Annotated in this window: 22 protein-coding genes, 1 tRNA gene and 1 other annotated feature; of the genes, 14 read left to right on the top strand and 9 right to left on the bottom strand. The window is 48.3% G+C overall.

The window, feature by feature from the left end; genetic code table 11:
* Positions 1 to 13: 13 nt before the first annotated feature.
* The gene (gene pheS / locus ACJA3I_RS08090; RefSeq protein WP_458862103.1) at positions 14 to 1033 is read right to left on the bottom strand and encodes a phenylalanine--tRNA ligase subunit alpha; all 1020 of its coding nucleotides are present in this window, start codon (positions 1031 to 1033) and stop codon (positions 14 to 16) included.
* Positions 1034 to 1092: 59 nt separating this feature from the next.
* Positions 1093 to 1316: a binding site (T-box leader), on the bottom strand.
* Between the two features lie 156 nt (positions 1317 to 1472).
* Here pheS and ACJA3I_RS08085 point away from each other — a divergent pair.
* Positions 1473 to 1548, top strand: a tRNA-Ala gene (locus ACJA3I_RS08085).
* Between the two features lie 291 nt (positions 1549 to 1839).
* Here the strand turns inward: ACJA3I_RS08085 and ACJA3I_RS08080 are convergent.
* Together ACJA3I_RS08080 and ACJA3I_RS08075 are read right to left on the bottom strand one after the other, a co-directional pair.
* Complete coding sequence (locus tag ACJA3I_RS08080) at positions 1840 to 2289, bottom strand: PH domain-containing protein (RefSeq protein ID WP_458862102.1); 450 nt, start codon at positions 2287 to 2289, stop codon at positions 1840 to 1842.
* A gap of 462 nt (positions 2290 to 2751) precedes the next feature.
* Positions 2752 to 2976, bottom strand: a complete 225-nt coding sequence (locus ACJA3I_RS08075) for a hypothetical protein (protein ID WP_458862101.1) — start codon at positions 2974 to 2976, stop codon at positions 2752 to 2754.
* 160 nt (positions 2977 to 3136) lie between these two features.
* On the opposite strand from ACJA3I_RS08075, the gene ACJA3I_RS08070 reads away from it, so the two are divergent.
* From ACJA3I_RS08070 to ACJA3I_RS08060, 3 genes are all read left to right on the top strand, one after another.
* On the top strand, positions 3137 to 3592 hold the full coding sequence (locus ACJA3I_RS08070) for a MarR family winged helix-turn-helix transcriptional regulator (protein ID WP_458862100.1): 456 nt from the start codon (positions 3137 to 3139) through the stop codon (positions 3590 to 3592).
* Positions 3593 to 3759: 167 nt separating this feature from the next.
* Positions 3760 to 5895 carry an ATP-binding response regulator gene (locus ACJA3I_RS08065; protein ID WP_458862099.1) on the top strand — a complete coding sequence of 712 codons (2136 nt, stop codon included), beginning with the start codon at positions 3760 to 3762 and terminating at the stop codon, positions 5893 to 5895.
* Between the two features lie 289 nt (positions 5896 to 6184).
* A complete protein-coding gene (locus ACJA3I_RS08060) occupies positions 6185 to 7537 on the top strand; it encodes a sensor histidine kinase (protein WP_458862098.1) in 1353 nt (450 codons plus the stop codon).
* Positions 7538 to 7628: 91 nt separating this feature from the next.
* Here the strand turns inward: ACJA3I_RS08060 and ACJA3I_RS08055 are convergent, their stop codons facing one another.
* Entirely contained in the window at positions 7629 to 7985 is a 357-nt protein-coding gene (locus ACJA3I_RS08055) for a winged helix-turn-helix transcriptional regulator (protein ID WP_458862097.1), read from the bottom strand.
* Between the two features lie 129 nt (positions 7986 to 8114).
* Here ACJA3I_RS08055 and ACJA3I_RS08050 point away from each other — a divergent pair, with 129 nt between their 5' ends.
* Positions 8115 to 8837, top strand: a complete 723-nt coding sequence (locus ACJA3I_RS08050; RefSeq protein ID WP_458862096.1) for an SDR family oxidoreductase — start codon at positions 8115 to 8117, stop codon at positions 8835 to 8837.
* A 130-nt stretch (positions 8838 to 8967) separates the two neighbouring features.
* Here the strand turns inward: ACJA3I_RS08050 and ACJA3I_RS08045 are convergent, their stop codons facing one another.
* Positions 8968 to 11379, bottom strand: coding sequence for a hybrid sensor histidine kinase/response regulator (locus ACJA3I_RS08045; protein WP_458862095.1), 2412 nt, complete (start codon positions 11377 to 11379; stop codon positions 8968 to 8970).
* A gap of 465 nt (positions 11380 to 11844) precedes the next feature.
* On the opposite strand from ACJA3I_RS08045, the gene ACJA3I_RS08040 reads away from it, so the two are divergent.
* Both ACJA3I_RS08040 and ACJA3I_RS08035 read left to right on the top strand, forming a co-directional pair.
* A complete protein-coding gene (locus ACJA3I_RS08040; RefSeq protein ID WP_458862094.1) occupies positions 11845 to 12264 on the top strand; it encodes a YbaN family protein in 420 nt (139 codons plus the stop codon).
* 284 nt (positions 12265 to 12548) lie between these two features.
* On the top strand, positions 12549 to 12749 hold the full coding sequence (locus ACJA3I_RS08035) for a cold-shock protein (protein ID WP_458862093.1): 201 nt from the start codon (positions 12549 to 12551) through the stop codon (positions 12747 to 12749).
* Positions 12750 to 12820: 71 nt separating this feature from the next.
* On the opposite strand, the gene mutY is transcribed toward ACJA3I_RS08035, so the two are convergent.
* Entirely contained in the window at positions 12821 to 13846 is a 1026-nt protein-coding gene (gene mutY, locus ACJA3I_RS08030) for an A/G-specific adenine glycosylase (protein ID WP_458862092.1), read from the bottom strand.
* 299 nt (positions 13847 to 14145) lie between these two features.
* Here mutY and ACJA3I_RS08025 point away from each other — a divergent pair, with 299 nt between their 5' ends.
* The 3 genes from ACJA3I_RS08025 to ACJA3I_RS08015 all read left to right on the top strand — a co-directional run bounded on the left by ACJA3I_RS08025 (position 14146) and on the right by ACJA3I_RS08015 (position 17048).
* Complete coding sequence (locus ACJA3I_RS08025; RefSeq protein ID WP_458862091.1) at positions 14146 to 14772, top strand: ZIP family metal transporter; 627 nt, start codon at positions 14146 to 14148, stop codon at positions 14770 to 14772.
* A gap of 42 nt (positions 14773 to 14814) precedes the next feature.
* Complete coding sequence (locus ACJA3I_RS08020) at positions 14815 to 15432, top strand: pentapeptide repeat-containing protein (RefSeq protein WP_458862090.1); 618 nt, start codon at positions 14815 to 14817, stop codon at positions 15430 to 15432.
* A gap of 131 nt (positions 15433 to 15563) precedes the next feature.
* The gene (locus ACJA3I_RS08015) at positions 15564 to 17048 is read left to right on the top strand and encodes a DUF1846 domain-containing protein (protein ID WP_458862089.1); all 1485 of its coding nucleotides are present in this window, start codon (positions 15564 to 15566) and stop codon (positions 17046 to 17048) included.
* Between the two features lie 85 nt (positions 17049 to 17133).
* Here the strand turns inward: ACJA3I_RS08015 and ACJA3I_RS08010 are convergent, their stop codons facing one another.
* Positions 17134 to 18411, bottom strand: a complete 1278-nt coding sequence (locus ACJA3I_RS08010; protein WP_458862088.1) for a sensor histidine kinase — start codon at positions 18409 to 18411, stop codon at positions 17134 to 17136.
* Positions 18408 to 19082 carry a response regulator transcription factor gene (locus tag ACJA3I_RS08005; protein ID WP_458862087.1) on the bottom strand — a complete coding sequence of 225 codons (675 nt, stop codon included), beginning with the start codon at positions 19080 to 19082 and terminating at the stop codon, positions 18408 to 18410. Before ACJA3I_RS08005 ends, ACJA3I_RS08010 begins: the two co-directional genes overlap by 4 nt.
* Positions 19083 to 19258: 176 nt before the next feature.
* Between ACJA3I_RS08005 and ACJA3I_RS08000 the strand changes: the two genes are divergently transcribed.
* Genes ACJA3I_RS08000 through ACJA3I_RS07990 form a run of 3 tightly spaced genes read left to right on the top strand, consistent with a single transcriptional unit; the run spans position 19259 to position 22740 of the window.
* Positions 19259 to 19981: a VTC domain-containing protein gene (locus ACJA3I_RS08000; protein WP_458862086.1), complete on the top strand. Its 723-nt coding sequence runs from the start codon at positions 19259 to 19261 to the stop codon at positions 19979 to 19981.
* A gap of 4 nt (positions 19982 to 19985) precedes the next feature.
* The gene (locus ACJA3I_RS07995) at positions 19986 to 20651 is read left to right on the top strand and encodes a DUF4956 domain-containing protein (RefSeq protein ID WP_458863836.1); all 666 of its coding nucleotides are present in this window, start codon (positions 19986 to 19988) and stop codon (positions 20649 to 20651) included.
* 22 nt (positions 20652 to 20673) lie between these two features.
* Positions 20674 to 22740 carry a carbohydrate-binding domain-containing protein gene (locus ACJA3I_RS07990; RefSeq protein ID WP_458862085.1) on the top strand — a complete coding sequence of 689 codons (2067 nt, stop codon included), beginning with the start codon at positions 20674 to 20676 and terminating at the stop codon, positions 22738 to 22740.
* Positions 22741 to 22830: 90 nt separating this feature from the next.
* On the opposite strand, the gene ACJA3I_RS07985 is transcribed toward ACJA3I_RS07990, so the two are convergent.
* The gene (locus tag ACJA3I_RS07985) at positions 22831 to 23961 is read right to left on the bottom strand and encodes an FtsW/RodA/SpoVE family cell cycle protein (protein ID WP_458862084.1); all 1131 of its coding nucleotides are present in this window, start codon (positions 23959 to 23961) and stop codon (positions 22831 to 22833) included.
* Positions 23962 to 24178: 217 nt separating this feature from the next.
* Between ACJA3I_RS07985 and ACJA3I_RS07980 the strand changes: the two genes are divergently transcribed.
* Entirely contained in the window at positions 24179 to 25066 is an 888-nt protein-coding gene (locus ACJA3I_RS07980; protein WP_458862083.1) for an acetamidase/formamidase family protein, read from the top strand.

Raw genomic sequence — 25066 nt, 5'->3', positions numbered from 1 at the left:
ATTTCTCCTTTTCTTAGAACTGTGACAGAAAACGCAGGTCGTTTTCATAGAACAGGCGTAAATCATCAATTTTAAAACGCCGCATGACAATGCGTTCCAAACCGATGCCAAAGGCAAAGCCCGAATAGATTTCAGGGTCGATGCCGCAGCCGGCCAGAACTTTGGGATGCACCATGCCACAGCCTAAAATTTCGATATATCCTTCACCTTTGCAGAGAGGGCAGCCTTTGCCATGGCATTTGAAGCAGGTGATATCCATTTCGGCAGAAGGTTCGGTGAAGGGGAAGTGGTGGGGGCGGAAACGAACGCCGGTGTCTTCACCATAAAGCTTTTTGGCAAAGACCTCCAAGGTGCCCTTCAAATCGCCCATGGTAATGCCTTTATCCACCACCAGACCTTCGATCTGATGGAAAACAGGGGAATGGGTGGCATCCACCGCGTCGCTGCGGTAAACACGGCCGGGGGCGATGATGCGGATGGGCGGTTTCTGCTTTTCCATGGTGCGGATCTGCATGGGTGAAGTCTGTGTGCGCAGCACGATATTATCATTGATATAGAAAGTATCCTGTGTGTCGCGGGCAGGATGGTTTTTGGGAATATTCAGCGCTTCAAAGTTATAGTGGTCATATTCCACTTCGGGGCCGTCTGCGATCGAAAAACCCATACCGGTGAAGATATCATAGATATCATCCATCACCGTGTTCAGCGGATGACGCTTGCCGATGGGCAGGGAAGCGCCGGGCATCGTTACATCGATGGTTTCTGTTTGCAGTTTGTGAGCGATCATGCGGTCAGCGATCACAGACTGTTCTTTTTCGATGGCCTGTTCGATTTTTTCACGAACTTCGTTGGCCAATTGGCCGATCTGAGGCCGTTCTTCGGAAGAGAGCTTGCCCATGCCGCGCAGGATAGCCGTGAGTTCACCCTTTTTTCCGAGATATTTGACACGGGCAGACTCTAAATTTTCTTTCGTGGCGACGCTTCCGATTTCATCCAGCGCTTTGGAAAGAATTTGGTTGAGCTGTTCTTTCATCGTTACTACTCCTTTATATCGTGATAGGATTTTAAAATAAAAAAAGCCTTCATCCCCTAAAAAGGGACGAAAGCAAACTTCCGCGGTACCACCCCGGTTCCCGACAAAGCGGGCACTCAAGCGCCTTAACGCGGCAAACGCTGCGGCCTACTTTTCATCAAGAGTTCAGCGGCAGTGCTCAAAAGGGAACTTCACTTAGCAATTTTGCGGATGGCTTTCAGCCGGTGACCATCGTTCTCTAACCAAAATAACGCTAAGCTACTTTCTTTTTCATCGCATTTTCTATATATTTATTATTTATATCACACTTTGCCTGCATTTGCAATGATTTTAAACATAGAAAAATGAAAAGCAAAACGGATCGGTGAAAAAGCAAAATTTGTGGAAAAGGCTTGCAAACCATGTAAAAGTGTGGTATATTAATCAAGCAATTTGATTTGGGGGCGTAGCTCAGCTGGGAGAGCGTACGGTTCGCATCCGTAAGGTCGAGAGTTCGATCCTCTTCGTCTCCACCAAAGTATAAAGCCCGCAAAGCGTTGATATGACAGCGTTTTGCGGGCTTTTATTTATTTTTTCAGCGGATTTTTCCTTGCTTTTTCCCTTTCTGGATTTCATATCGACTGAATATAGTTTTCCATTCGCGCCGCGCTTTGCCGCTTCATTTGGTCCGTAACATGACCGTATACATCCAATGTAAAAGCCGCGGAAGCATGACCAAGATTGTTTTGTTAGGTGTGTATCGGCCTGCCCGATATATGCTTGCCGCTTCGGTGTTGCTAGCGTCGAGGCGGCTTTTTTTATTTCATTTATTTGTTCAGATTCTGGTAATTGTCGTAGGCGAGTTCTTGCAGCATTTTATATAAGCTCTGGATATTATACTTTTTGGGGAACTCAAACTTTTTATTTGCGTATTGGATTCCGTGCGCTTTCATATAAGGCGTCTGGATGTAGTAAATTTCAAGCTCGCTGTCATCGATTCCAAAGCCGGCTGTTTCGGCAGACACGCCAAAAATCGAATTGAGATAGATTGAGTTAACGCGCATTTTCTGCCCGGTTGCACCTTGCTTGTCAAACTCCAATATGCGCTTATCTGTAATAATCATAGCGTCGCGCACCAGTTTGAAACCGGTTTGAATCGTTTCCCCGTCCATTAAATATGCACCGTATTCTTTCTGCAGCGCCTCGGGAGAAATTTCACTCATGTTGCCGAGCACGCCTTGGATGACACTTCCACCCAGCTTATCCATCAGACCCATATCATGTTCCTTCTTTCTAAAATTTGACATTGCATTTACAATGCCTTATAATTTATTTGCTCCAACTTGTCTACCCGGCAATAAGAGCCTGCCCATTGCTGATTTGACCGATCGGCAGTGGGCTTTTTTTAATTATTGCAATTTGCAAACGGTAAACAGCCGAAAATTGGGAACAGAAAAAGATTCAAGCTGGTATCCTTCGCGATATGCAGCGTAAACCATAGACAAAGCGTCGGGGTGTACGCCGCTGAAAGCATTCACAAAATATGCTGCCAAGAGTGGGTCGGTATTCTGGGCGACAAGGGCGGCCTCCTGAGGTTCCCCAATCATGTCGATCAAGCGGAGCATTAGCTTGAATATTCAATTTGTAGGTGCTCAGCGTTCAGCATTCTGAATTGCTCCAACAGTAAGCGTATCTAAATTCAGCAAAGCGACCAAGCCACATTCTTTGCCGTTCAATATTTATTTTAAAAATTTGGCTGCACAGAATTCCTGTTGAAATGTCCAGTGAGTAAAGAATACCTTCCGGGTGGTATGCATCATTTCAAAATATCGATCATTGAAGTATAGCGGCACATACAACCCGTTTTCACACGAAAAGAGCCCAAGGCCGCTGGGGATGATATCCATATCTTCACGATGAATGATATCCTTATATGTATTTTCTGTTTCTTCGCTTTCAGCCATAACTCCGCCCTCCTATATGTGAATATTGATGTAAATAGCAGTATCAAATGGAGCTATAATATAATCATACATTCATGCAATAATAAAAGCAATCTGTTTTGTATGTTTTAGCCAAATATTGTTGCCTTTAGCAACTTGCCGCCGTATAATAAAAAGAGATTTGACAGAAGGTGAAAAAATGGACTACGAGCCCGTAAAAAGCGTGATTCGGACATGCTATCACATTCTTGCGGTATACAGCAAAGAATTTCAGGAAACAGGCTATTCTTTTACCGAGACATATGTTCTTGTGACGATTGGTCATCATCCGGGGATCATCGCAAACCAAATTACAGAATACATCGACTTGAACAAGGGGTATTTGAGTCGAGTTATCAAAAAGCTGACACAGGATGGCTTGGTTTATAGCGATAACACCGCTTTGCGTCAGAGCACGAAGCCCCTTTATTTATCGGATGCGGGGAAAGAGTTGTTTGCCAGAATGGAAGAAAAGGCAGACGAAAGTATTGCAAGGCACATTGCCGACGCCGCGCCGAAAGATAAGGCCACCTTCTTTCGGCTGATGAAAGCGCTGGATAAGAACTTCCCCCTTGTTTATCCGGATGCTCTGGATTGACCGGACAGCAACTTCCTACAAGAGGCAGGAAGCTCTGTCATGAGTGAAAACAAAAATACAAATGAACTGCTGCAAAACGAGCAGCAACAAAATAAGATCAACCGCTATAATTCTGAAGTACTCCGCTGTTTTCTTCCTCACTGACAACGCGAAGGAGCGATGAAAAGATGAAAAACCCCAGTTCGGTGCAGTCACACAGGGTAAAAATAACATTAGCTGTCTTGGTTCTTATTTTTGCGTCAATTCCCGTGGTATTTACCCTTTATAAGGAAGGACGCTTTTTGCCCAACCCTACGGTTACCACAGCATCAACCGTAACAGACCCCAACGCGGAAACGCTTGTTTTTGCTGCGGATTACGATTTTGAGCCCTATTCTTTTTATGATGCCGATAAAAAGCCCAGCGGGTTAAACATTGAGCTTGCAACTGAAATTGCAAATAGAATGGGGAAAAAAGTGCGCATTGAATTGGGTACCTGGCCTGAGTGCAAAGCCATGATTCAGAGCAGCGAAGCCGATGTGCTGCTGGGCCTTGAAATTTTCGCAGATGAAAGCAAAACATCCACATTGAAAACGATTCCGATTTCTCACGACGAAATCAAAATTTTCGGGAAGGACAAGATTTTGAATGTCGGTTCCCTCTATGGAAAGCGAGTGGGAATCGCTTCTCAATCTATTATTACGAAGCTTTTTGAACTCAATTGTGAATATGTGGGATACAACACCAATTCCGATATCCTTCATGCCGTTGCCAGCGGAGAAGTGGATTACGGCATTTGCCATGCATCTGTCGCCACAAAAATCATAGAGCGTGACAAGCTTGACCTTGTGCCGTCTGTAACGCTTATGGAGAGTTTTCCGGCGATGGGAATCCGCGAAACCGCACCGGAACTGAAAGAGCCGATCAATCAGGTGATAAAAGAAATGAGCGATGATGGTACGGTTGCTCGACTCTATGAGAAATGGCTTGCCATGAATGTGGAAAACAAGTCCTTCAAAACGGTTCTGGAGGCAAATTTTGCATTTTATATTGCATACATCATGATCGTCGTATTCGTGATCGGCATTGCGGGTTATCTTCTGTCTGCACTGCAGGTTCGAGAGAATAACCTGAAAACAGCTCTGTCATATCAGAAGGTGCTGGAAGAAGAAAAAAAGCAGGCTGAGGCCGCAAACCGCGCCAAGTCCGCGTTCCTGTTCAATATGTCTCATGATATCAGAACGCCGATGAATGCCATCCTTGGCTTCAGCGATATCGCCATTCAAAACATAGATGACCGCGATAAAGCGCTGGATGCCTTGAACAAAGCCAAGTTTTCAGGGAAGCATATGCTGAGCATCATCAATGACATTCTTGATATGTCAAGCATCGAAAGCGGAAAAATTGAGATACAGAGCGAGGCCATCAGCATTCACGAACTGGTGACGCATCTGGAGGAAGTGTTCCGCATCAACATGGAGCAAAAGGGGCTGCGTTTTGTTGTTGCGGATGATACCAGTCGGATGTTTGTGGATGGCGACGCGATGCGCATTACACAAGTGGTTTCCAATTTGCTGAGCAATGCCATGAAATTTACGAAACCGGGCGGAACCGTCATCTTAAAAGTATGCGAAATGCCCGGTGAAGACACAGATCACCTGAAATATCAATTCCAGGTGAAAGATACCGGCATCGGTATAGGCAAAGAATTCAGCCAGCGGATTTTCGGAGTGTTTGAACGAGAAAAAACATCCACGGTCAGCGGCGTGCAGGGAGCCGGTCTGGGCCTCTCCATCGCCAAGAACCTGGCAGAGCTGATGGGCGGCAGCCTTTCCTATACAAGCGAAGTTGGAAAGGGAACGGAATTCACTTTTTCATTTGACGGGAAAATTACAGCGGAGCCCATACAGGAACAGCCTGAAGCACCCGCGCCGGTGAATATCCCATCGGGGAAAAGGCTGCTGCTGGCGGAGGATAATGTGCTGAACAGAGAAATTGCTTTGAATCTGCTGACCCATTCCGGATTCACCGTGGAATGGGCGGAAAACGGAGAAATCGCGGTCAACATGGTATCCGCCGCTGAACCCGGGTATTACGACCTGATCTTGATGGACATTCAAATGCCGGTGATGGATGGCTATGAGGCGACAAAGAAGATTCGATCGCTTGCGGATCCGCTTCGCGCCGGCGTCCCCATTGTGGCGATGACGGCCAACGCATTCGCAGAAGATCGGGAGCGTTCCATCGCCGCGGGTATGAACGGACACATTGCTAAGCCAATCGATGCGGCAGTTCTGCGGTCAACGATACAGCGGCTTTTATAATTCATGCCGCCGTGCTGCAACCAATCAATCTGGTAATATCTTTCTGGGACGCTGAAGAAAATTAGACAGTAAAAAGCCGGTTAGAAGAATATCAAAAGATTGTACTGCCTGTTTCTGTTTAGAAAAGAAGTCGGGCGGGATTTCAGTTGAAAAGGCTCAAAATTATGGGAATAAATGCGCCATTCATGAGTTGCATTTATCGACAGAAATGTGTTACAATTTTGCAAACAAATCAGGTTTCGGCAGCGCGGCCCAATACAATTTTGCCGCTGCGGGAGGAGGATCTTCCATGATAAACGCATATCTGCCGTATCTTGTGACTGAGGCGTTTTGCGTCGTGTTTACCGCCACCATCTTTCTCCGCCTTCAGTCGGAAGTTGGGAACCAGCGAGAGCTTACCATTCTGAAAAAGATAATTGTGACCTATATTATTATGCTGGTGACGGATATCCTCTGGATAGTGGTGGAAAATGGATCACTCAGGAGTTATTATCTGCTGAATGCTGCGGCCAACGGTGTTTCGATTGCAGCGGTGGCGGTGGGTTGCTACTTTTGGTATCAGTTTATGGAATATCGGCTGATGCCCGGTGCGGCCCCCGGTAAGATGGGCGAACGCCTTATCCGAGCCCCGGTCGTTGTGCTTTGCGTCTTGGATCTTTGTTCCATCCTAACCGGTTGGATTTTTTACATCAGCCCGAGTGGTTTATACACGGAGGGAAAGCTTTTCTGGCTTCAAAGCATCATCACCTTCACCTATCTGCTTGTCCCGACTGCTCAAGCTGTATTCATGGCCATTAAAACCAAATGTTCAAAAAAACGCAGGGAATATGTTACTTATGCGGCTTATATCGGGATATGCTTTGTCGTGGTTGCCATACAAGATTCTGTTCCAACGGTGCCGCTATTCGCGCTCAGTATTTTTACCGTCATATTGATTCTGTTCCTGATGCTCTATCTGGATCAGGAATATGCGCTGGCCAAACGGGAAAAGGAACTGACCGATTCGCGGATGTCACTGATGCTCAGCCAGATTCAACCCCATTTTCTCTATAACACGCTGTCTGTGATCCAGGATATGTGTCACGGCAGAGCCCCTGATGCTGAGGCGGCTACGCTGGAGTTTACAGAATTCCTGCGGGGAAATATGGATTCTCTGCAAATTGAAGGGTTGATCCCGTTCCGCAAGGAACTCCACCACACACAGAACTATCTCTCATTGGAAAAAAGGCGTTTTCAAGGGCGGCTAACCGTGAAGTATAACATTCAAACGGATGATTTTCAGATTCCGCCGCTGACGCTTCAGCCCATCGTGGAAAACGCTGTGCGCCACGGCGTGATGCAGAGGGTGGAGGGCGGCACAGTGGTTATCTCTGCGGAGGAGACGCCGGAAAGCCATATTGTGACCGTGAAGGATAACGGAGTGGGCTTTGCCCCTTCGGCACCGTTGGATGACAGCGAGCGCAGCCATGTGGGTCTTGCCAATGTCCGGGAGCGCCTGCACATGATGTGCGGCGGCACAGTGGAGATTGACAGCACGGCGGGGCAGGGAACCGTCATGACGATTACAGTTCCGCGAACAGACGCGCCGCCAAGAGAAAAAAGTAAAAAAGATAATAAAAAAGAAAAGATCGCCCAATTTTGAATTCAAAAGTGGGCGATCTTTTCTTTTCACAGCAAAAAATGTTTATAAATATAAAAAGCCAAAACAGCTTGCATACCACTGCTGACGGCCGTTATTCAGGGCAGCCGCATTGCGGGTTTGTCAATTCAAAGCGGTCATCCATATTTTTTTCGCCCCATTCGCACATCGATTCAAGAATCGGGAACAAAGATCTGCCCTTTTCGGTGATGGAATATTCCACCTTGGGCGGAACTTCTGCGTATACCTTGCGCGAGATAAGCCCATCGGCCTCCAGTTCACGAAGCTGGTTGGTCAATGTGCGCTGAGAAACAACGGTGATTTCGCGCAGCAGCTGGCAAAACCGTTTGGTGCCGTCTTCTGTCAGGGAATAGAGGATCAGCGGTTTGCAGATCCCGCCGATCATTTTCAGCGTAACTTCCATTTCACAGGTCACTTTGATTTTATCCATGAGATCCTCCTAATAGTGAAATGTAATTCACTATATGCAAAAATACTGCGTACTTGTTTTTATGTTGATTATGATTATAATTACTCAAACAGTATAGAGATCGAAAAGCATTTTGTAAAGGAGTATTTTATGAAACCGTTGATCGTTATAACCGGGGCAAGCTCGGGGTTTGGGCAGGCGCTTGCCGTTGAATTCAATCAAGCAGGTCACCCGCTGCTGCTTCTTGCGAGGCGATTAGAGCGCCTTGAAGCATTGCACCTGAAAAACGCCATGTGCGAACAGGTGGATGTGACCGACCGTGCAGCGTTTGAAGCGGCTGTGCGCAGGGCGGAAGCCATTTGGGGCAAGACGGATCTGATCATCAATAATGCAGGGGTCATGCTGCTGGGGAATCTGGAATCGCAGGAACCGGGCGAATGGCAGACGATGCTCAACACGAATGTGATGGGCGTAATGAACGGCATGCAGATCGTGATGAACGATATGAAAGCCCGCCAAAGCGGAACAATCGTCAATCTTTCTTCTTTGGCAGGGGTGAAACCTTTCGAAAATCACGCGGCCTATTGTGCTTCAAAATATGGAGTCGTCGGCCTTTCAGAGGTTGCCCGCGGCGAACTTTCTGCCTATAATGTGCGTGTGATCACAGTGTGCCCCGGCGCGGTTGCGACCGAATTACTGGGGCATACCACAAGCGAAGAGATCAAGGCGGGATACTTGCAGTGGAAAGAAACCGTGGGCGCCGACAGCATCACTGCCCGGGATGTGGCGAAAACCATTCGTTTTGCTTATGAACTGCCGCAGGGCGTCAACCTGCGGCAGATCCAGATCGCCGACACACGGCAGGATGCCTGATGTGTTGAAAAGCGGGTCTTTTTGCAACCACGCTTTGTTTGCAGGAACTGGGAACAAATTAAAAACAGCGCTTCGCAATTTGATTTTGCGAGGCGCTGTTTTGCATAGTGAAAGGAATAAAGCGGCAAAACTAAGCGTTTGCCGGATGACTGAGTTGCTTTTTGAGCACCCGGAACAGGTGATTGGGGTCGATAGGCTTCGTCAAATGATCGTTCATGCCCGCGTCACGGCAGTTGCGGATATCTTCATCGAATGCATCGGCCGTCATGGCAATGATCGGCACGGCGGCGGCATCCTGACGGGGCAGCGCACGAATCGCGCGTGTGGCTTCATAGCCATCCATTTCAGGCATACGGATATCCATCAGAACAGCCGAATAATATCCAACGGCAGAGGCTTTGAATTTTTCAACGCCCAAAAGCCCGTTAGCCGCGCTTTCCACCGTGAGATCTTGATTTTGCAGCAGCATCCGCGCAATTTCGGTGTTGAGCGGGTTATCTTCACATAACAGCACGATGCGCCCCGCGAGGCTTTCGACGGGCAGGTCATCCTCATTTTCGGGCTGCTGGTTGGGGCTGGCAAGGGAAAGGGGCAGCGCCACACGGAAAGCGGAACCTTCGTTTATGCGGCTTTCCACGGTGACTGTGCCGCCCATCAGCTTTACCGTTCGCTTCACGATGGCAAGCCCCAGGCCTGTGCCGAGGATGTTTTTTGTTTCAGTGCGGCGCTCTTGTGAAAAGCTTTCGAAAATATGCGGCAAAAATTCCGGGCGGATGCCGATGCCGGTATCCTGCACGGATACATGACAGGCAAAACCATCGGCAGGGTTTTCTTCCCATGAAATGGCGGCGCGGACCGTGCCGCCGGAGGGGGTATATTTGATGGCGTTGGAAAGCAGATTGAGAAACACTTTTTGAAATTTAAGTCGGTCAACCCAGACGGTAACATCCGGGCAGGCTGTGAGATCGGCGATAAAGTGAAGCGATTTGATTTCAGCAGAAGGCTGCAGCGCCGTGAAAACGGTTTCGGCCATACTGCGCAGATTCACCGCTTCCGGCGAAAGCGCCGCTTTGCCGCTTTCGATGCGGGAAAGTTCCAGCGTATCGTTTACAAGATCCAGCAGAAGAGTGCCGGAAGAACGCACTTTGTGAAGATATTCCTGTTTTCGCGCGGGGTCTGTTTCGCCGAGAGCCAGATCTGTAAAGCCGATAATGCCGTTAAGCGGCGTACGCAGGTCATGGCTCATGCTGGCCAAAAAAGTGGATTTTGCCGCATTGGCCTGATCTGCCTCAAGTTTGGCTTCTCTCAGGCGGCTGATCTGTTCATGCTCCAGCTGATATTGGCTGGTGGTATCCGATTTGCATAAGAAAATGGTATCTCTTGCTTCATCTAAATAAGAAAACTGCAGCAGCTTGTGGCGATGGCGGCCATCGCTGGTGGTCACTTCGAAAGAAAAATCATAGCTGGGCGCTTCACGCAAAGCATCGAGAATGGTTTCAAGGCGCAGGGCGCGGCTTACGGCGGCCCGCTGATCCGGGGCGATCACTTTCTCCAGATCGCCTTCGATCGATTCGAAGTAATCTTCATAATGTTCAAACAGCATGCCAAAATGCATGGGTTTCAGCCGAAAATAGCGTACCTGGCGCGAAGGTACTCCCAAAAGCCCTACCACTTCATATCCCATCATGGTGAAGCGTGAGATCAGCTGTGTTTCAAGGATCTTTTCTGTGACATCGAAGGCTGTAATCACACATTCCACATGGCCGTTTGCGGCGGATTGGAAGGTGCGCAGCGTCAGGGAAACCCAAAACGGCATTTGGCCGTCTTCATCGCGCCGATATTGAAGCGCAAAAGAAACGCGGCCTTGCTGATAGTTTGAAAGCAGAGCCGTGCGATCCAGCAAAGCGGTGAGCTTCTGCTGGTCTTCCGGTGAATGGGGCGCCGCGCCCATCCGTTTGGCGGCATCATCATAAGAAAGCGCGGGGTCCAGCACCAACGCGCGCGCTTGTATGGCTTCATAAGAAAGAATGCGATTATCGGTGAGATCGCTGTGCCAAGTGGCGATGCGGTAATAATCGCTGTTCTGCCGCAGTACGGCGGGTTCCGATTCCGCAGCGGTGGCCGTTTTGGGCAAAATCTGTGCGCCGATGGCGGCACCGTCTTTGCCGGGCAGACCGGAAAAATAGAGATAGATCAAAAAAGAACCGTTTGTCTGGCGCTCGGCCATGCCGCTGCAGGTAACGCGTGTATCGCCCGAAGCGCAGCGCAGGCGATAAGTAACGCGGCTTTCTGCCTTGGGTGACATCCGCGCATATTCAGCGGCCGCGCGGGCGATGCCGCGATCTTCAGGGGCGACCAGTTCCAGCAAAGCGCCGTCAAAACGGGTAATTTCCTCGCGGCTTTTCCCCAGCAGAGAACACATTCCATCTGAAACGAGAAGCAGACGGTATTCATCTTCAAAGGCGTGCAGCACGCAAAGAGGAATAGGCAGAATTTCATAATTTCGCCGCTGAATATCGGTAAGACCTTCTATTTCAAGCATGATAGAACATCTCCTGCTTTTATTTCTTTTTGAGCTTATAATCCTAATTACAATGATATATAGAAAACGCAATATTTTCAAGTGCGAAGTCCGCCAAAAAACAATTTTTCTGTGATATTTCTATCATTTCCGCCAGTGCTTTTATGAATTTTGAGAGTTATATATTTGTGCGAGCCAGTTGATTATTTAAGTTGAAATCTGTTGACAATAAATAATGATCTATGATAGAGTTCAAAAAAGGGAAGAAAACGCCGCTTTTCGCATGAATGGAAATGCGGCGTTTTTAACAGCATGAAGTTAGCTAAAACTAACTATGGCGGCGGAAATTTGTTTCATGCGCCACAAATGTCTTTGCCTCACAGCCCATGACGGAACTATATGAAAAAGCTTTAACAGATAAAGCGGGAAGCCGCAATGGAAGCGCAAAGCATGCATAGTATATGATGTTGATGAAGGAGGGAATGTGTGAAACTTTCAAAAATTATTTATATGGCTATTGGCAGCGTGATGCTGGGGCTTGGGGCTTTGGGCGCGGTTCTGCCGGTTTTGCCCACCGTACCTTTTCTGATGGCGGCCGCATTTTGCTTCGCCAGAAGTTCACAGAGGATGGATACCTGGTTCAAAAGCACAAAACTTTATCGGAACAATTTAGAAAGTTTTGCGCAAGGCAGAGGGATGACCCAAAAAGCCAAGATCCGCGTGATGGTGACGGTTTCTTTTTTGATGATAATCGGTTTTGCCTTTATGCGAAACGCTCTGATCGGAAGAATTTCTCTGCTTGTTGTGTGGGCGGTGCATATGATCGCTTTTTGCTTTATCGTGAAAACCTGCCCGGCCGCAGAACAACAGGAAAACGGTGAAACCGATAGTTCCAACCAATTGTAGCGTCGTTTTTTATTTTTTAAAACAACTGAAAAAGCGGGAATAAACAGCCTCAAAAGAGAAATACTGTGAAGGATGAAGCAAGCCTGCTTTATTGAATGAAAATGTAAAAAGTTTGTGAAAGGCTTGCATTGGCAAAAAATATAAGTTATACTAAACAAGTATTTTGAGTGTTTAGAAATTGATTTCACATGGTCAACAAATCATTTTCAGCTCTTGCAAAATGATTGTGGTCATGTGATTTTTTATAGGCAGCAAAATATGATATTTTTTTAGGAGGTACCACTATGCATACAGGTACAGTAAAATGGTTTAACGCAGAAAAAGGTTATGGCTTTATTTCCACCGACGGCGGCGAAGATGTTTTCGTTCATTTCTCGGCGATCCAGGCTGAAGGATATAAATCCTTGAACGAAGGCCAGCGCGTTCAGTTCGAAATCGTTGAAGGCAATCGCGGCGCTCAGGCTGCCAATGTCACAACTCTCTAAACCATAAAATAAGTGCCGCAGTTCTTTCACAGAGAAGAGCTGCGGCATTTTTTCATTGCTGTAATGTAAAATTATGGAATATAAGCGCGAAAGGCAGAGGGCAGGGCAACTGTGTTTTCCAGTTCGCTTTTGGTCACCCATCTGCTTTCGGGCCACTGCGTTTTTTCTTTTAAGATGATCTCATAACCGATCATCTTCCATTCGATATGGGTGAAAATATGTTTGGCGGATGAAAGAACACGGATTTCAAGGGGCTTGCTCTCAAGCCGGTCGAGCACTTCTTCTTTCGTCAGGATGCCGGGCAGGGCGGGCAGTTCCCACTGGCCGCGCAAAAGCCCTGTCGACGGGCGCTGATGCAATAAAAAGCGATCTTCAAAACGAAAGCGCAGCACGGTGCGTTCTTCCACAGGGCGGGCCTTTTTAGGCGGTTTAAAGGGGAATTCACATTCTTTTTGCTGTTTATGCGCCTCACACAGGCCGGCAAAAGGGCAGGCGGAGCAAGCCGGCTTTCCGTTGGGGAGGCAAACGGTGGCGCCCAGATCCATCAAAGCCTGGTTGAAATCACCGCAGCGTTCTTCGGGCAGAGCCGCTTCAACAAGGGTTTCGATCTCGCGGCGAACGGCCCGGTCGGATAGATCGCGGCCATCAGCCGATAAGCGTGAAAAAACTCGCAAAACATTTCCGTCCACCGCCGGGGCTTTTATCCCAAAAGCGATGGATGCGATGGCCCCCGCGGTATAATCGCCGATGCCGGGCAGCTTTTTTAAAACAAGCGGGTCAGCCGGAAGCTCGCCGTGGTATTCGCTCATCACCACGCCAGCAGCTTTTTGAAGGTTGCGGGCTCGGTTATAATAACCCAAGCCTTCCCATAGCTTCATCAGCCGCTCTTCGGGCAGCTCCGCCAGCGAGCGGATATCAGGAACCTCACCGAGAAAGCGATTATAATAAGCAAGCCCCGCTTCAACGCGCGTCTGCTGAAGCATGATCTCGGAAAGCCAGACATGATAAGGGGTCGGATCGGAACGCCAGGGCAAAACGCGCGCATGGCGATCATACCAGTGCAGCAGCAGAGGGCTTAAAGAAGGCAGGTTCGGCATAAGGGTGGAATTCCTTTCGCAAATAACGACATAATGATAAATATTATAAAGCACAAAACGAAAAAAGCAAGCCGACTTTTTCCATGAGCCTCCCCCCGGGGGCGGGTTGTAAGGATGAAAAAAAAGGCATATTATAACTTAAGTATCCATAAAAATGGAGAAAGAATATTTGCGCAAAGGAAGAATGATTCATGGTTCAAAATGCTGTTTTCCTGGCAGTTTTGTCAGGTATTTTAGGAACGGGAATCGGAGGGCTTTTCGCCACTTTTCCCGGTATCGGCAAAAAAAGGATGGAGCCGATGCTGCATTTCACCGCCGGTGTCATGCTGGGAATGAGCTTTTTCGATTTACTGCCCGAAGCCTTGGAATTAGGCTCTTGGTGGGTCATTGCGGCGGGGCTGCTTTGCGGCGTTATGCTGGTGTGGCTTGCCGAAGCTTTGGAAAAACTGGGCGAAAATCGGGAAAAAGATGTTGCCGATAAAAAAATGGCAAAAACGGGCATCGTTGTGCTGCTGGCGCTGATGCTGCATAATCTGCCGGAAGGCTTTGTGATCGGCGCGGGTTTTGAAAACAACATGGCGGTTTCCCGTGCGTGGCTGATCGCCATGCATAATATTCCCGGCGGCCTTGCCGTGGCGCTGCCCATGATCCAGAGCGGCATGAAAAACATCAAGGCTGTGCTTCTGGCCGCCTTGTCGGGCGTTCCTTTGGTGATCGGGGCGGCGCTGGGCGGTTTTTGCGGGGAGCTTCCTTCGATCGTTACAGCGCTGTTCCTTGCCACTGCGGCGGGGTCAATGCTATTTGCTTCCTGCTATGAGCTTTCCGTTCAAAAAGACGAGCGGAAGAATTTCTGGGGGCTGCCCGCGGCTTGTTTATTGGCGGGCCTGTTTCTGGCGTATGTTTTAACTTCTTTCCATATTCATTAACGGCGTCGGCCGCCGCATGGAGAGAAAATGGAGGTGTTCTAAATGGAACGCATTTTAAACGGTGGGGAAGAGCCCTTTGATTCACAGGATTTTTCAGGCATACATGGGGAAGAACAGCAGTTATCAGGCAAAAAATTCCATAATTGCCGTTTTGACGGGGCGGATTTTTCAGAAGTGTGTTTTGAACACTGCGCTTTTGAAAAATGCCGCTTTCACGGCAGCCGCTTCAACGGCGCGGTTTTAAAAAACTGTGCGTTCATCAACTGCACTTTTCAATATGCCAGATTGTTTTCGGCTGTTTTTGAAAACTGCAAACTCACAGGTTCTATTTTCATCGGGGCCGATACCCAGAATATGCAGATCAACGGCGGAGATTGGTCTTATACCGATTTAAGAGAAGCGGATCTGCATAAGACGCATCTTGAAAACATTAATTTCAAGGGCGCCGATTTTAACCGGGCAAGGCTTGAAAACTGCAGAATTTATAACTGCAATTTTGAAGGGGCCGTGATCAGCGGCGCAAGCTTTCGCGGCAGCGATCTTCGCGAAAGCAACATCGCGGGAACAGATATTTTGGGCGCCGATTTTAAAGGGACAACCATCGATGTGCAGCAGGCGATCGATATGGCCAGAGCTTTGGGAGCAAAATTTTTACCGTAATTTCATAAAACTATTTGTATGAATAAAAATGCTGTAAACCTCTATCGCTTTTTTGGAATTTTAGTCAATTGAAAAAGAGCAGACGCGATGATAAAATATATAGGTTATTTAAAAAATGGAGGGGATAAGCTATGGCAAAAATTGGTTTTGACAACGATGCGTATCTGAAAATGCAATCCGAGCAGATCTTAAAGCGCATCAATCATTTTGGCGGTAAACTTTACTTGGAATTCGGCGGAAAGCTGTTTGATGATTACCATGCTTCCCGTGTGCTGCCCGGTTTTGAACCCGACAGCAAAGTCAGAATGTTGAAAACCATGGCGGATAAAGCAGAGATCGTGGTCGTGATCGGCGCCGCAGATATCGAAAGCAACAAGTTGCGCGGGGATCTTGGCATCACTTATGATGCGGATGTGCTGCGCTTGATCGATGCGTTTCGCGGCATTGGATTATATGTCGGCAGCGTGGTCATCACCCAATATAATGGACAAGCCGCGGCGGATGCCTTTAAAAAGAAACTGGAACATCTTGGCTTGAAAGTTTTCCTGCATTACCGCATTCCGGGCTATCCCTCTAATGTGCCTTTGATCGTCAGCGACGAAGGCTATGGCAAAAACGAATATATCGAAACCACCCGCCCGCTGGTGGTGGTCACCGCGCCGGGCCCCGGCAGCGGCAAAATGGCCACCTGCCTTTCTCAGCTTTACCATGAATATAAACGCGGCGTGAACGCCGGATATGCAAAGTTCGAAACTTTCCCTGTTTGGAACCTGCCGCTGAAACATCCGGTGAACCTGGCTTATGAAGCCGCCACGGCCGATCTGAACGATGTGAACATGATCGACCCGTATCATCTCGAAGCCTATGGAAAAACCGCGGTCAATTATAACCGCGATATCGAGATTTTCCCTGTGCTGAACGCCATTTTCCAGAAAATCTCGGGGGAAAGCCCCTATAAATCTCCCACAGATATGGGCGTGAATATGGCCGGTTTCTGCATCACCGATGACGAAGCCGTTAAAGAGGCCGCAAAAATCGAGATCGTTCGCCGTTATTATAAGATCATGTGCGATTATCGTGCCAGCCGTGTGGAAGAAAACGCCGTTCGCAAGGCCGAGAGCGTGATGAACCAGGCCGGGGCAGATGCTTCTTTGCGGCCTGTGATCGCTTCTGCCATCGCCAAAGCCGAAATGACCGATCAGCCTGCCGCAGCGATCCAGCTGCCCGATGGCCAGATCGTCACAGGCAAAACTTCCGATCTGCTGGGTTCTTCCGCGGCGGTTTTAATCAACGCGCTGAAAGCTCTTGGCGGCATCAACAGCAAAATGCATCTGATCTCTCCCAATGTTATCGAGCCTATCCAGAAATTGAAGACAGGCTATCTGGGCAACAAAAACCCCCGCCTGCATACGGATGAGGTGCTGATCGCGCTTTCTATGAGCGCCGCCACCAATCCCATTGCGGAAATCGCCATGATGCAGCTTGGAAAATTGAGAGGCTGCGAGGGCCATTCCACGGTGATCCTGCCACAGGTGGATGATACAACTTTCCGCAAATTAGGCGTTAATATGACCAGCGAACCCGATTATCAGAGCAAGAAATTGTTCCATCAATAAATATCGATAAAAAAGAGATAAAAAAGAGATATAAAAGCGCCCTTCGTCGCCGCAACCGCGGCATCGAAGGGCGCTTTTTCATCGTTTATTGTTTGATAACGGGCAGCGTCACCGTGAAAACGGTTCCGCTTTCGGGGTCGCTTTTGACCGATATTTTGCCATGATGTGCCTGGACAATGGAATCGGCGATGGAAAGCCCCAAACCATAGCCGCCTGCCAGATGAACGCGGGCCGCATCGGAACGGTAGAAGCGTTCAAACAAGTGGGAAAGATGTTCTTCGGGGATGGCTTCGCCCGTGTTGTGAACAGAAAGCTGGGCCTTATCGCCCGCGGGATGCAGGGTCAGCGTGACTGTGCCATGGGGGTTTGAATATTTGCAGGCGTTATCCAGCAAAATCATGGTCAGCTGCCTTAACTGGTTTTCCGCCCCCATCATATAGATATCGGAATCGATTTCATTATTCAAAGATAAGCCCTGTTCATAGGCGATGGATTCAAAGGGAAGCAGAGAGCTCCAGACGATATCGCTTAAATTCAGTTTTATCGGCAAAGTGGTTTGCTGGGCATCCATTTTTGCCAGAAACAGCAGGTCATCCACCAGCTTTTTCATGCGATTGCTTTCACTTTGGGTGTTTTGGATCCATTTCCATTCTTCTTTGATGGTGGATTCTTTATGTGCGGAAAGAATATTGAGATTTGCCAGAATAACCGTCAGCGGGGTTTTCAGTTCGTGGGAAGCATCGGCAACAAACTGCTTTTGGCGTTTCCACGCCTGATCCACCGGGCGAACGACCCAGGCCGAAAAACACAGGCTGATGAAGAAGAACGCCAGAAGCCCCGCGGAACCCACCAAAATAGAAATGAGAATGAGATTTTTCATGGAGGTGATCTCGCTGCTGCGATCGGCCAGAGCCACGAGAACAACATCATCCTGCTCTAAAATGGAATAGCGCAAATGAAGGTCGCTGAGGGTGCCGCGCGATTTTGATTGCGCGGTAGCTTCCTGCGCCGCCTGCAAAGCGGTTTGCTGATCGACCACCAAATTGGGTGAAAACAGCGATTTGAAAGAATGATCTTCTTTCGAAAGCGACACAACAAAGGTGGGCAGCATCAGCGGATCGTTGGATCTTTGCGATTTGCCCTTATTATTTGCGGGTTTATCGGGCGCGCCAAATTCAAAGCGCGGGTTATCTTCCGGCGAATCGGAGGTATATCGTTCCAAGGTGTGGGAAAGGGCGCTGTAACTCATGCGTTCCTGCTCACGGTAACTGGAAAAAAACAAAGTGAGAAAAACAATCAGCAAGACCAGAAAAACCAAAGACATATTAATGAAAATGATTTTCCAGCGCAGTTTGCGAATCATGGGGTTACCTCCAGGCGATAGCCGACTTTTCGAATGGTGTGAATTTCAACATGAGAGCCCAAATACATCATTTTTTTGCGCAAAAAGGAGATATATGCTTCAACATTATTATCTTCGGCTTCCGATTCAAACCCCCAAACCTTGGTGATCAGATCTTCTTTGGGGGTAATGGCCGCGTGGCTGGAAAGAAGGATGCGCAGAACCTCGAATTCTTTAAAGCCGAGATGCACCGATTTTGCGCCGCATTGCAGGGTATAGGTGGATAAATTCAAAACAAGATCGTGAAAAGAGAGTTCTTCCAGCACGACATCGCCCTGACGGCGGGCAAGGGCGCGAACGCGGGCCAGCAATTCTTCCGGCGCGAAAGGTTTCGTCATATAATCGTCGGCGCCGCAATCCAGCCCCGATACTTTATCGCTGATCTCATCCCGCGCTGTCAAAAGAATGACCGGGGTCGCGATATTTTCGCGGCGCAGCTGGCGAACCACATCAAAGCCGTTCCTTTTGGGGAGCATCACATCCAAAACGATCACATCGTAATAGCCCGAACGCGCATATTCCAAACCGTCTTCACCGTCATACACCATGTCCACCGAATATTTTTCCTGCTCCATGATCTGCCCAAGCGCTTCGGCCAGATGCACTTCATCTTCCACAATCAATATTCTCATAGCGTTCCTCCGATCGTTTACCAAATCGATATTTTCATCATATCATATTTTGTCTGATGCTGTCGTTATAAATATAGTATATTTTTTCACTGAAAATAAACTGAAAAGTTTTTTTCAGATTAATTTCAGCGGCATCCGTTATGATGTGGTTGTTGAAAAACAAAGGAGGAAATTTTATGGCAGAGTATCAGCAAGTTTTCAAGCGCTATGAGAAAAAATATTTCCTGACGGAAACGGGATATCGTCAGATGCTGAATTTATTGAAAAACAAAATGCAGCAGGATTCTTACGGGCTTCATACTATTTGTAACCTGTATTATGACACCGACCGTTTTGATATTATTCGCGCTTCTTTGGAAAAACCTGTTTATAAAGAAAAATTACGGCTGCGCAGCTATGGAATTCCTCAAGAGCAAACAAGAGTATTTGTGGAACTGAAGAAAAAATATGACGGTGTGGTTTATAAGCGCAGAGAACCCATGCCGCTGAACGAAGCAGAACGGTTTCTCAAAAAGCCGGAAAGCTTTTTCGATCAGACGCAGATCCAAAAAGAGATCAGCTGGTTTTTGAGGAACCGCGATATAGAGGCAAAAGCATTCATCGGATATGACAGAACGGCCTATTTTGATCAGAATGACCCGGATTTTAGGCTGACTTTTGATAAAAACATCCGCTGGAGAGGCGAAGAGCTGGATCTGAAAAAAGGGGATTGGGGCCAGAGAATCTTGCCCGAAGGGATCTATTTGATGGAACTGAAGATCCATGATGCGATTCCGCTTTGGATGTGCCGCGTTTTAGAGCAATGCCACGCGGAAATGGCTTCCTTTTCAAAATATGGGGCCTGTTACAGCGAACACTTGATGAGTGATATGAGGGGAAAGGGTGAGATTTGTGCTTAGTTCAATGATGGGAAGCATTACACAGTCGGGGCTCAATTTCGGGGGCTTTATGATCTGCACGGCGGCCTCGCTGCTGTTAGGCATTTTATGTGCCTGCATTTATATGTATCGCAATGTTTACAGCAAAAGCTTTGTGGTAACTTTGGCGCTGCTGCCGGCGATGGTTCAAATCGTGATTATGCTGGTCAACGGCAATCTTGGGGCAGGCGTAGCGGTTGCCGGCGCTTTCAGCCTTGTGAGGTTCAGATCTGTGCCGGGCACAGCAAGGGAAATCGGCAGCATTTTTTTCGCCATGGCGATCGGCCTTGCAACGGGCATGGGATATATCGGTTTCGCCGTTTTCTTCCTTTTGCTCATCGGCGGCATGATGCTTTTATTGAGCCTTTCTTCGTTTGGTGAAAGAAAAGAAACCGAAAAACAGCTGAAAATCACGATTCCGGAAAATTTGGATTATGAAGGCCTGTTCGATGATATTTTTGAAAAATATACCAATCAGGCGGAACTGACAAAAGTGAGAACCACCAATATGGGCAGCCTTTACGAGCTGCAATATGACATCCGCTTAAAAGGCACACAGATCAAAAAAGAGTTTTTGGATGCGATCCGCTGCAGAAACGGCAACCTGAATGTGGTTTGCGGCCGTGTTGCAACGGGGCACGATGAATTATAGAAGGTAGATAGGAGTGATTTTTTTGAAGCTTCAAAAAACAAAAGGCGCGGTATGTCTTCTTTTATCCGCGGTGCTGCTGTTCGGGTGTTCGAACCAGAACACGGCAGAAGGCACTTCACAAACGAAAAGCAGCGAAACAGCCATTACGCAGCTCAGCATAGAGGAAGACCGCTATCAGGAAGAAGATTTGGATACATCCTGGTCGGAAGAAAATGCCACAGTCATTACCTTTTCGGGCGGTCAGGCAGAGATCAAAGGCAGCGGCGCTTCGGTGAAGAACCAGATCGTCACTGTTTCCGAAAAAGGCACCTATGTCTTCCGCGGCACATGGGAAGGGCAGATATTGGTCAACGCTTCAAAAGACAGCCTTGTGCATCTTGTGCTGGATGGTCTGACGCTTACCAATCCTTCCGGCTCTGCGATCTATGCGCAGCAATCGGATAAAGTGGTCATTACTCTTGGCAAAGACAGTACAAACACGGTTACAGATGGCGCAGAGTATCAGTTTGCAGCCGAAGAAGATGAACCTTCGGCAGCTATTTTCAGCAAAGATGATCTGTCTTTGAATGGCGAAGGAACTCTTGCCGTGACCGCAAATTATAAAAACGCCATTGCCTCTAAAGATTCTCTGGTGGTCACCGGCGGCGATTATACCATCACCGCGGCAAATGACGGCCTGCGCGGAAAAGATTCCGTAGCCATCAAAGAGGGAACTTTTAACATTATGGCAAAAGGCGACGGAATCCAAAGCAGCAACGACACAGACAGCACGAAAGGCTGGGTGGCTATCGATGGCGGAACCTATCAGATCCAGGCCGGTAACGATGCGATTCAGGCAGAAACATTATTGGAAGTAAACGGCGGAGAAGGAGAACTCCACACCGGCGATGGCGCCGCCAGCGTTCAGAAAACCAGCGGCGACGCGCCTGATTTTTCTCAAAACGGCACGCCTCCCACCCCTCCTTCGGGAAACAACGCGCCAACAGATAAGGCCGCGGGAGCAGAAAACAGCAGCACCGCATCCACAGAAGATACAGCCAGTTATAAAGGCATGAAGGCTGGTACACAAATCGCTGTAAATGGTGGAACCTTTATATTTGATTGCGCGGATGACGCTTTTCATTCTAACGGCAATCTCTTTTATAATGGAGGAACCAGCACCATCAACACCGGTGATGATGGGCTTCACGCAGATGATGTTTTACAGATCAATGACGGAACAATTGAAATTGCAGGCAGCTATGAAGGACTGGAAGGTTCTGAAATCTATGTCGCAGGCGGCAAGGTTACCGTGAACGCTTCGGATGACGGCGTAAACGCAGCGGGCGGTAATGACGGTTCCGGCCAAAGTGGGCAGATGGCGACAGATCAGTTCAGCCAGAGCGGCAGCCATTCGATTTCCATCAGCGGCGGCGAACTTTATGTGAACGCGGCAGGGGATGGCCTTGATTCAAACGGGTCGATTGCGATGACAGGCGGCACAGTGATCGTTGACGGCCCCGAAAATTCGGGCAACGGCGCGCTGGATTATGACAGCACCTGCGTTGTGGATGGCGGCATTCTTGTCGCTGTGGGCAGCAGCGGGATGGCACAGAATGTGAGCGACACATCCAAACAGACTGCCGTGCTCATCAGCTACGATCAGCAGCAAGATTCCCGCATCACTCTGACGGATGAAAAAGGGAATATCCTTCTCTCTTATCAGCCCGCAAAAACCTATCAGACAGCGGTGATCTCGGCGCCCACTTTAGAGAAAAACATCGCTTATACACTTTCTAAAGGCGGAACGGTTTCCGAAACGGAAAAAGAACATTCCATCTCAACAACGGGAACTTTGACAGGCGGTGAAACGCTTTCACAGATCACTTTGGCAGATACCGTCAATACCCTTTCGCAAAACGGTGAAAAAACAGAACTGGCAGGCCCCATGGGCGGCCACGGCGGAATGGGCGGCGGAAACATGGGCGGAAAAAACGGAATGACACCGCCCGACAGAAACGGCAGCAATGGAAATGACGCCACCAGCAAAGCCACGCAAAACGGCGCGTCATCTTCCTCTTCGGGCAGCGGCACAACGCAGCAGCCCTGATCGAGAAACAAAGCACCGATGCAAACAAAAACAGCCTCCTTGGTTCTATCAAGAACCAAGGAGGCTGCTGCTTTCTTCAGAACGCGAAGTTTATTCGTTCCCTCCGGAACGCAGCCACGAAGGCCTTTGCCGCATCACAAAACTTGCGACGACGCCAATGGCAAGAAACATGGTCACGATCGAAGAGCCGCCGTAGCTTAAAAACGGCAAAGTCAGGCCGATAACAGGCAAAAGCCCCACACAGAGCCCGATGTTGATAATGGTCTGCACCATAAACATACTGCCGATGCCCACGCACATCAAAAAGCCAAAGTTTGAACCCGCTTTGGTGGAATCGCGGAAGATGCGAAGGATGATAAGCGCCAGCAAAACCATGATGACGCAGCAGCCGATAAACCCGAATTCTTCACCGATCACAGAAAAAATAGAATCGGTGTGTTTGGCGGGCAGTTTGTTGAACTGTGTCTGGCGGCCCTGTAAAAAGCCGCTGCCATAAAGCTGCCCCGCGCCTAAAGCCAGCTTGCTTTGGGCGGTTTGATAATAGCGGGCGGGGTTGATGGAAGGATCGAGGATCACAAGGATCCTGTCTTTTTGGTTCTTGCTGAGGAATTTCCAGACAAGGGGAGAACCGGCGGCACCGACGCCCAAAAACGCAAAGATCCATTTGAGGCTGATGCCGCTCACAAAAATCATCGCAGCAAAAATGAAAAGGTAAGAAACGGCCATCCCAAGATCTTTTGAAAACAGATAAACGAATGCGGTGGTGATCAGCCCGTGAAGGCAGAGCTGGATCACTGACCAAATCGAATTGATGCGCTCTTTCAACTGGTTGATATGACTTGAAAGAGTGAAAATGAAAATCAGTTTGCCAAATTCGGCTGGTTGGATGCCGATGCCCGCAAAGCGGATCCAGCTTCGGTTGCCCGTTCCGCCTTCTTCGCCCAAAACAAAAACAGAAGCGAGAAAAAGCAGGTTAAAAACAAAAAACACTTTCCAGAACCTGCTGATGTTTTCAAAATCGATCAGTGAAGCCATAATAAAGGCGAAAATGCCAATGAAAATAGCGCCGCCCTGCACGATGATGAATTTTGAAGTGTCATAGCTTCTTGTGGCGCTGTAAATAAAGACCAGCCCCAAAAAAGAAGTGATCAGTGCAAGAAATAAAAGGGTTAAATCGGTTTGTTTCAAATAGCCGCGTAAAGAGGCAAAAAAGTTTTTCATAAAAGACGATCCTTTTCGCACGCACCATGCCGATGATGCAGATCTGACAATCGATAAAAGTTCATTCTACCAAGACAGTATAACATATATTGCGATGGTTGTTCAACGCATGAATATTTTTTAACATTATTCTTTTATTGGAAGGTCGTAAGTGTTATAATGATATGCGCTAATATAATGGATTTTCTATGAAAACATTTTGAAAAGGGGCGATGCCATGCAAACGATTCCGAAAGAAAACGCGCAGCTTGCGTTTTTGCCCGGCCGGGAACCTGCTGCGTTTATCCGCAGCGGCGAAAGCGTGCGCTTTGAATGCAGTGATTGCTACGGCGAACAATTGGCGTATGACGGTTTCCCTTATGAAAAAATGGATATGCGGCGAAATAACCCCGCCACAGGCCCGCTTTATATCGAAGAAGCACAGCCGGGCGATTTATTGAAAATTACCATTGAAAAGATCGAGATTGCTTTAGAAGGCAGCATGTGCGCGAGAACCGGCGCAGGGATCTATGAAATCGAAGGCTGTCACTGCCGCAGGTTTCATATTGAAAACGGCGAGATCTGTTTCGACCATGGCATCAGAATCCCTATCAAGCCGATGATCGGCGTCATTGGAACCGCCTCGCCCGAAAAACTGCCCACCACATGGCCGGGTGAACATGGCGGCAATATGGATATCCGCGATCTGGGCGAAGGCGCCGTTTTGGTTCTTCCAGTTTTTGAAAAGGGTGCTTTGCTTTCGGTTGGCGATCTTCACGCCGTTCAGGGCGACGGTGAAACCGTGGTTTGCGCATTGGAAATGAACGGATTTGTCACCTTGAAAGCCGAAGTGCTGAAAGGGCGCGGGGATCTTCCAACACCGTTCATCCTTACAAAAGATGCTTATTTGACAACAGGCGCCGCCGAAACTTTGGATGAGGCCGGCAAAATTGCCGCGCAAAAAATGCATCGGTTTTTGCAGGCTCACTCCCCCTTGAATGATGCCCAAAGCGGCATGCTTTTATCATTGGCGGGCAATTTAAGGATCAGCCAGGTGGTCAACCCGCGAAAGGGCTGCATTATGGAGCTGAAAAGAGGGCTTGCCAAAGAAGATTTTCGGTTATAA

The sequence above is a fragment of the Acidaminobacterium chupaoyuni genome (assembly GCF_047936785.1).
In the GTDB taxonomy this organism is placed as follows: domain Bacteria; phylum Bacillota; class Clostridia; order Oscillospirales; family Butyricicoccaceae; genus Acidaminobacterium; species Acidaminobacterium chupaoyuni.
The sequence above is the reverse complement of the archived record's forward strand: the minus strand, read 5'-3'. Positions and strand labels throughout refer to the sequence as shown.

Coding starts and splice junctions, on each gene's coding strand:
- pheS (WP_458862103.1), bottom strand. CDS start 1,033: ATGAAAGAACAGCTCAACCAAATTCTTTCCAAAGCGCTGGATGAAATC.
- ACJA3I_RS08080 (WP_458862102.1), bottom strand. CDS start 2,289: ATGGGTCTGATGGATAAGCTGGGTGGAAGTGTCATCCAAGGCGTGCTC.
- ACJA3I_RS08075 (WP_458862101.1), bottom strand. CDS start 2,976: ATGGCTGAAAGCGAAGAAACAGAAAATACATATAAGGATATCATTCAT.
- ACJA3I_RS08065 (WP_458862099.1), top strand. CDS start 3,760: ATGAAAAACCCCAGTTCGGTGCAGTCACACAGGGTAAAAATAACATTA.
- ACJA3I_RS08060 (WP_458862098.1), top strand. CDS start 6,185: ATGATAAACGCATATCTGCCGTATCTTGTGACTGAGGCGTTTTGCGTC.
- ACJA3I_RS08055 (WP_458862097.1), bottom strand. CDS start 7,985: ATGGATAAAATCAAAGTGACCTGTGAAATGGAAGTTACGCTGAAAATG.
- ACJA3I_RS08050 (WP_458862096.1), top strand. CDS start 8,115: ATGAAACCGTTGATCGTTATAACCGGGGCAAGCTCGGGGTTTGGGCAG.
- ACJA3I_RS08045 (WP_458862095.1), bottom strand. CDS start 11,379: ATGCTTGAAATAGAAGGTCTTACCGATATTCAGCGGCGAAATTATGAA.
- ACJA3I_RS08035 (WP_458862093.1), top strand. CDS start 12,549: ATGCATACAGGTACAGTAAAATGGTTTAACGCAGAAAAAGGTTATGGC.
- mutY (WP_458862092.1), bottom strand. CDS start 13,846: ATGCCGAACCTGCCTTCTTTAAGCCCTCTGCTGCTGCACTGGTATGAT.
- ACJA3I_RS08025 (WP_458862091.1), top strand. CDS start 14,146: ATGCTGCATTTCACCGCCGGTGTCATGCTGGGAATGAGCTTTTTCGAT.
- ACJA3I_RS08020 (WP_458862090.1), top strand. CDS start 14,815: ATGGAACGCATTTTAAACGGTGGGGAAGAGCCCTTTGATTCACAGGAT.
- ACJA3I_RS08015 (WP_458862089.1), top strand. CDS start 15,564: ATGGCAAAAATTGGTTTTGACAACGATGCGTATCTGAAAATGCAATCC.
- ACJA3I_RS08010 (WP_458862088.1), bottom strand. CDS start 18,411: ATGATTCGCAAACTGCGCTGGAAAATCATTTTCATTAATATGTCTTTG.
- ACJA3I_RS08005 (WP_458862087.1), bottom strand. CDS start 19,082: ATGAGAATATTGATTGTGGAAGATGAAGTGCATCTGGCCGAAGCGCTT.
- ACJA3I_RS08000 (WP_458862086.1), top strand. CDS start 19,259: ATGGCAGAGTATCAGCAAGTTTTCAAGCGCTATGAGAAAAAATATTTC.
- ACJA3I_RS07995 (WP_458863836.1), top strand. CDS start 19,986: ATGATGGGAAGCATTACACAGTCGGGGCTCAATTTCGGGGGCTTTATG.
- ACJA3I_RS07985 (WP_458862084.1), bottom strand. CDS start 23,961: ATGAAAAACTTTTTTGCCTCTTTACGCGGCTATTTGAAACAAACCGAT.
- ACJA3I_RS07980 (WP_458862083.1), top strand. CDS start 24,179: ATGCAAACGATTCCGAAAGAAAACGCGCAGCTTGCGTTTTTGCCCGGC.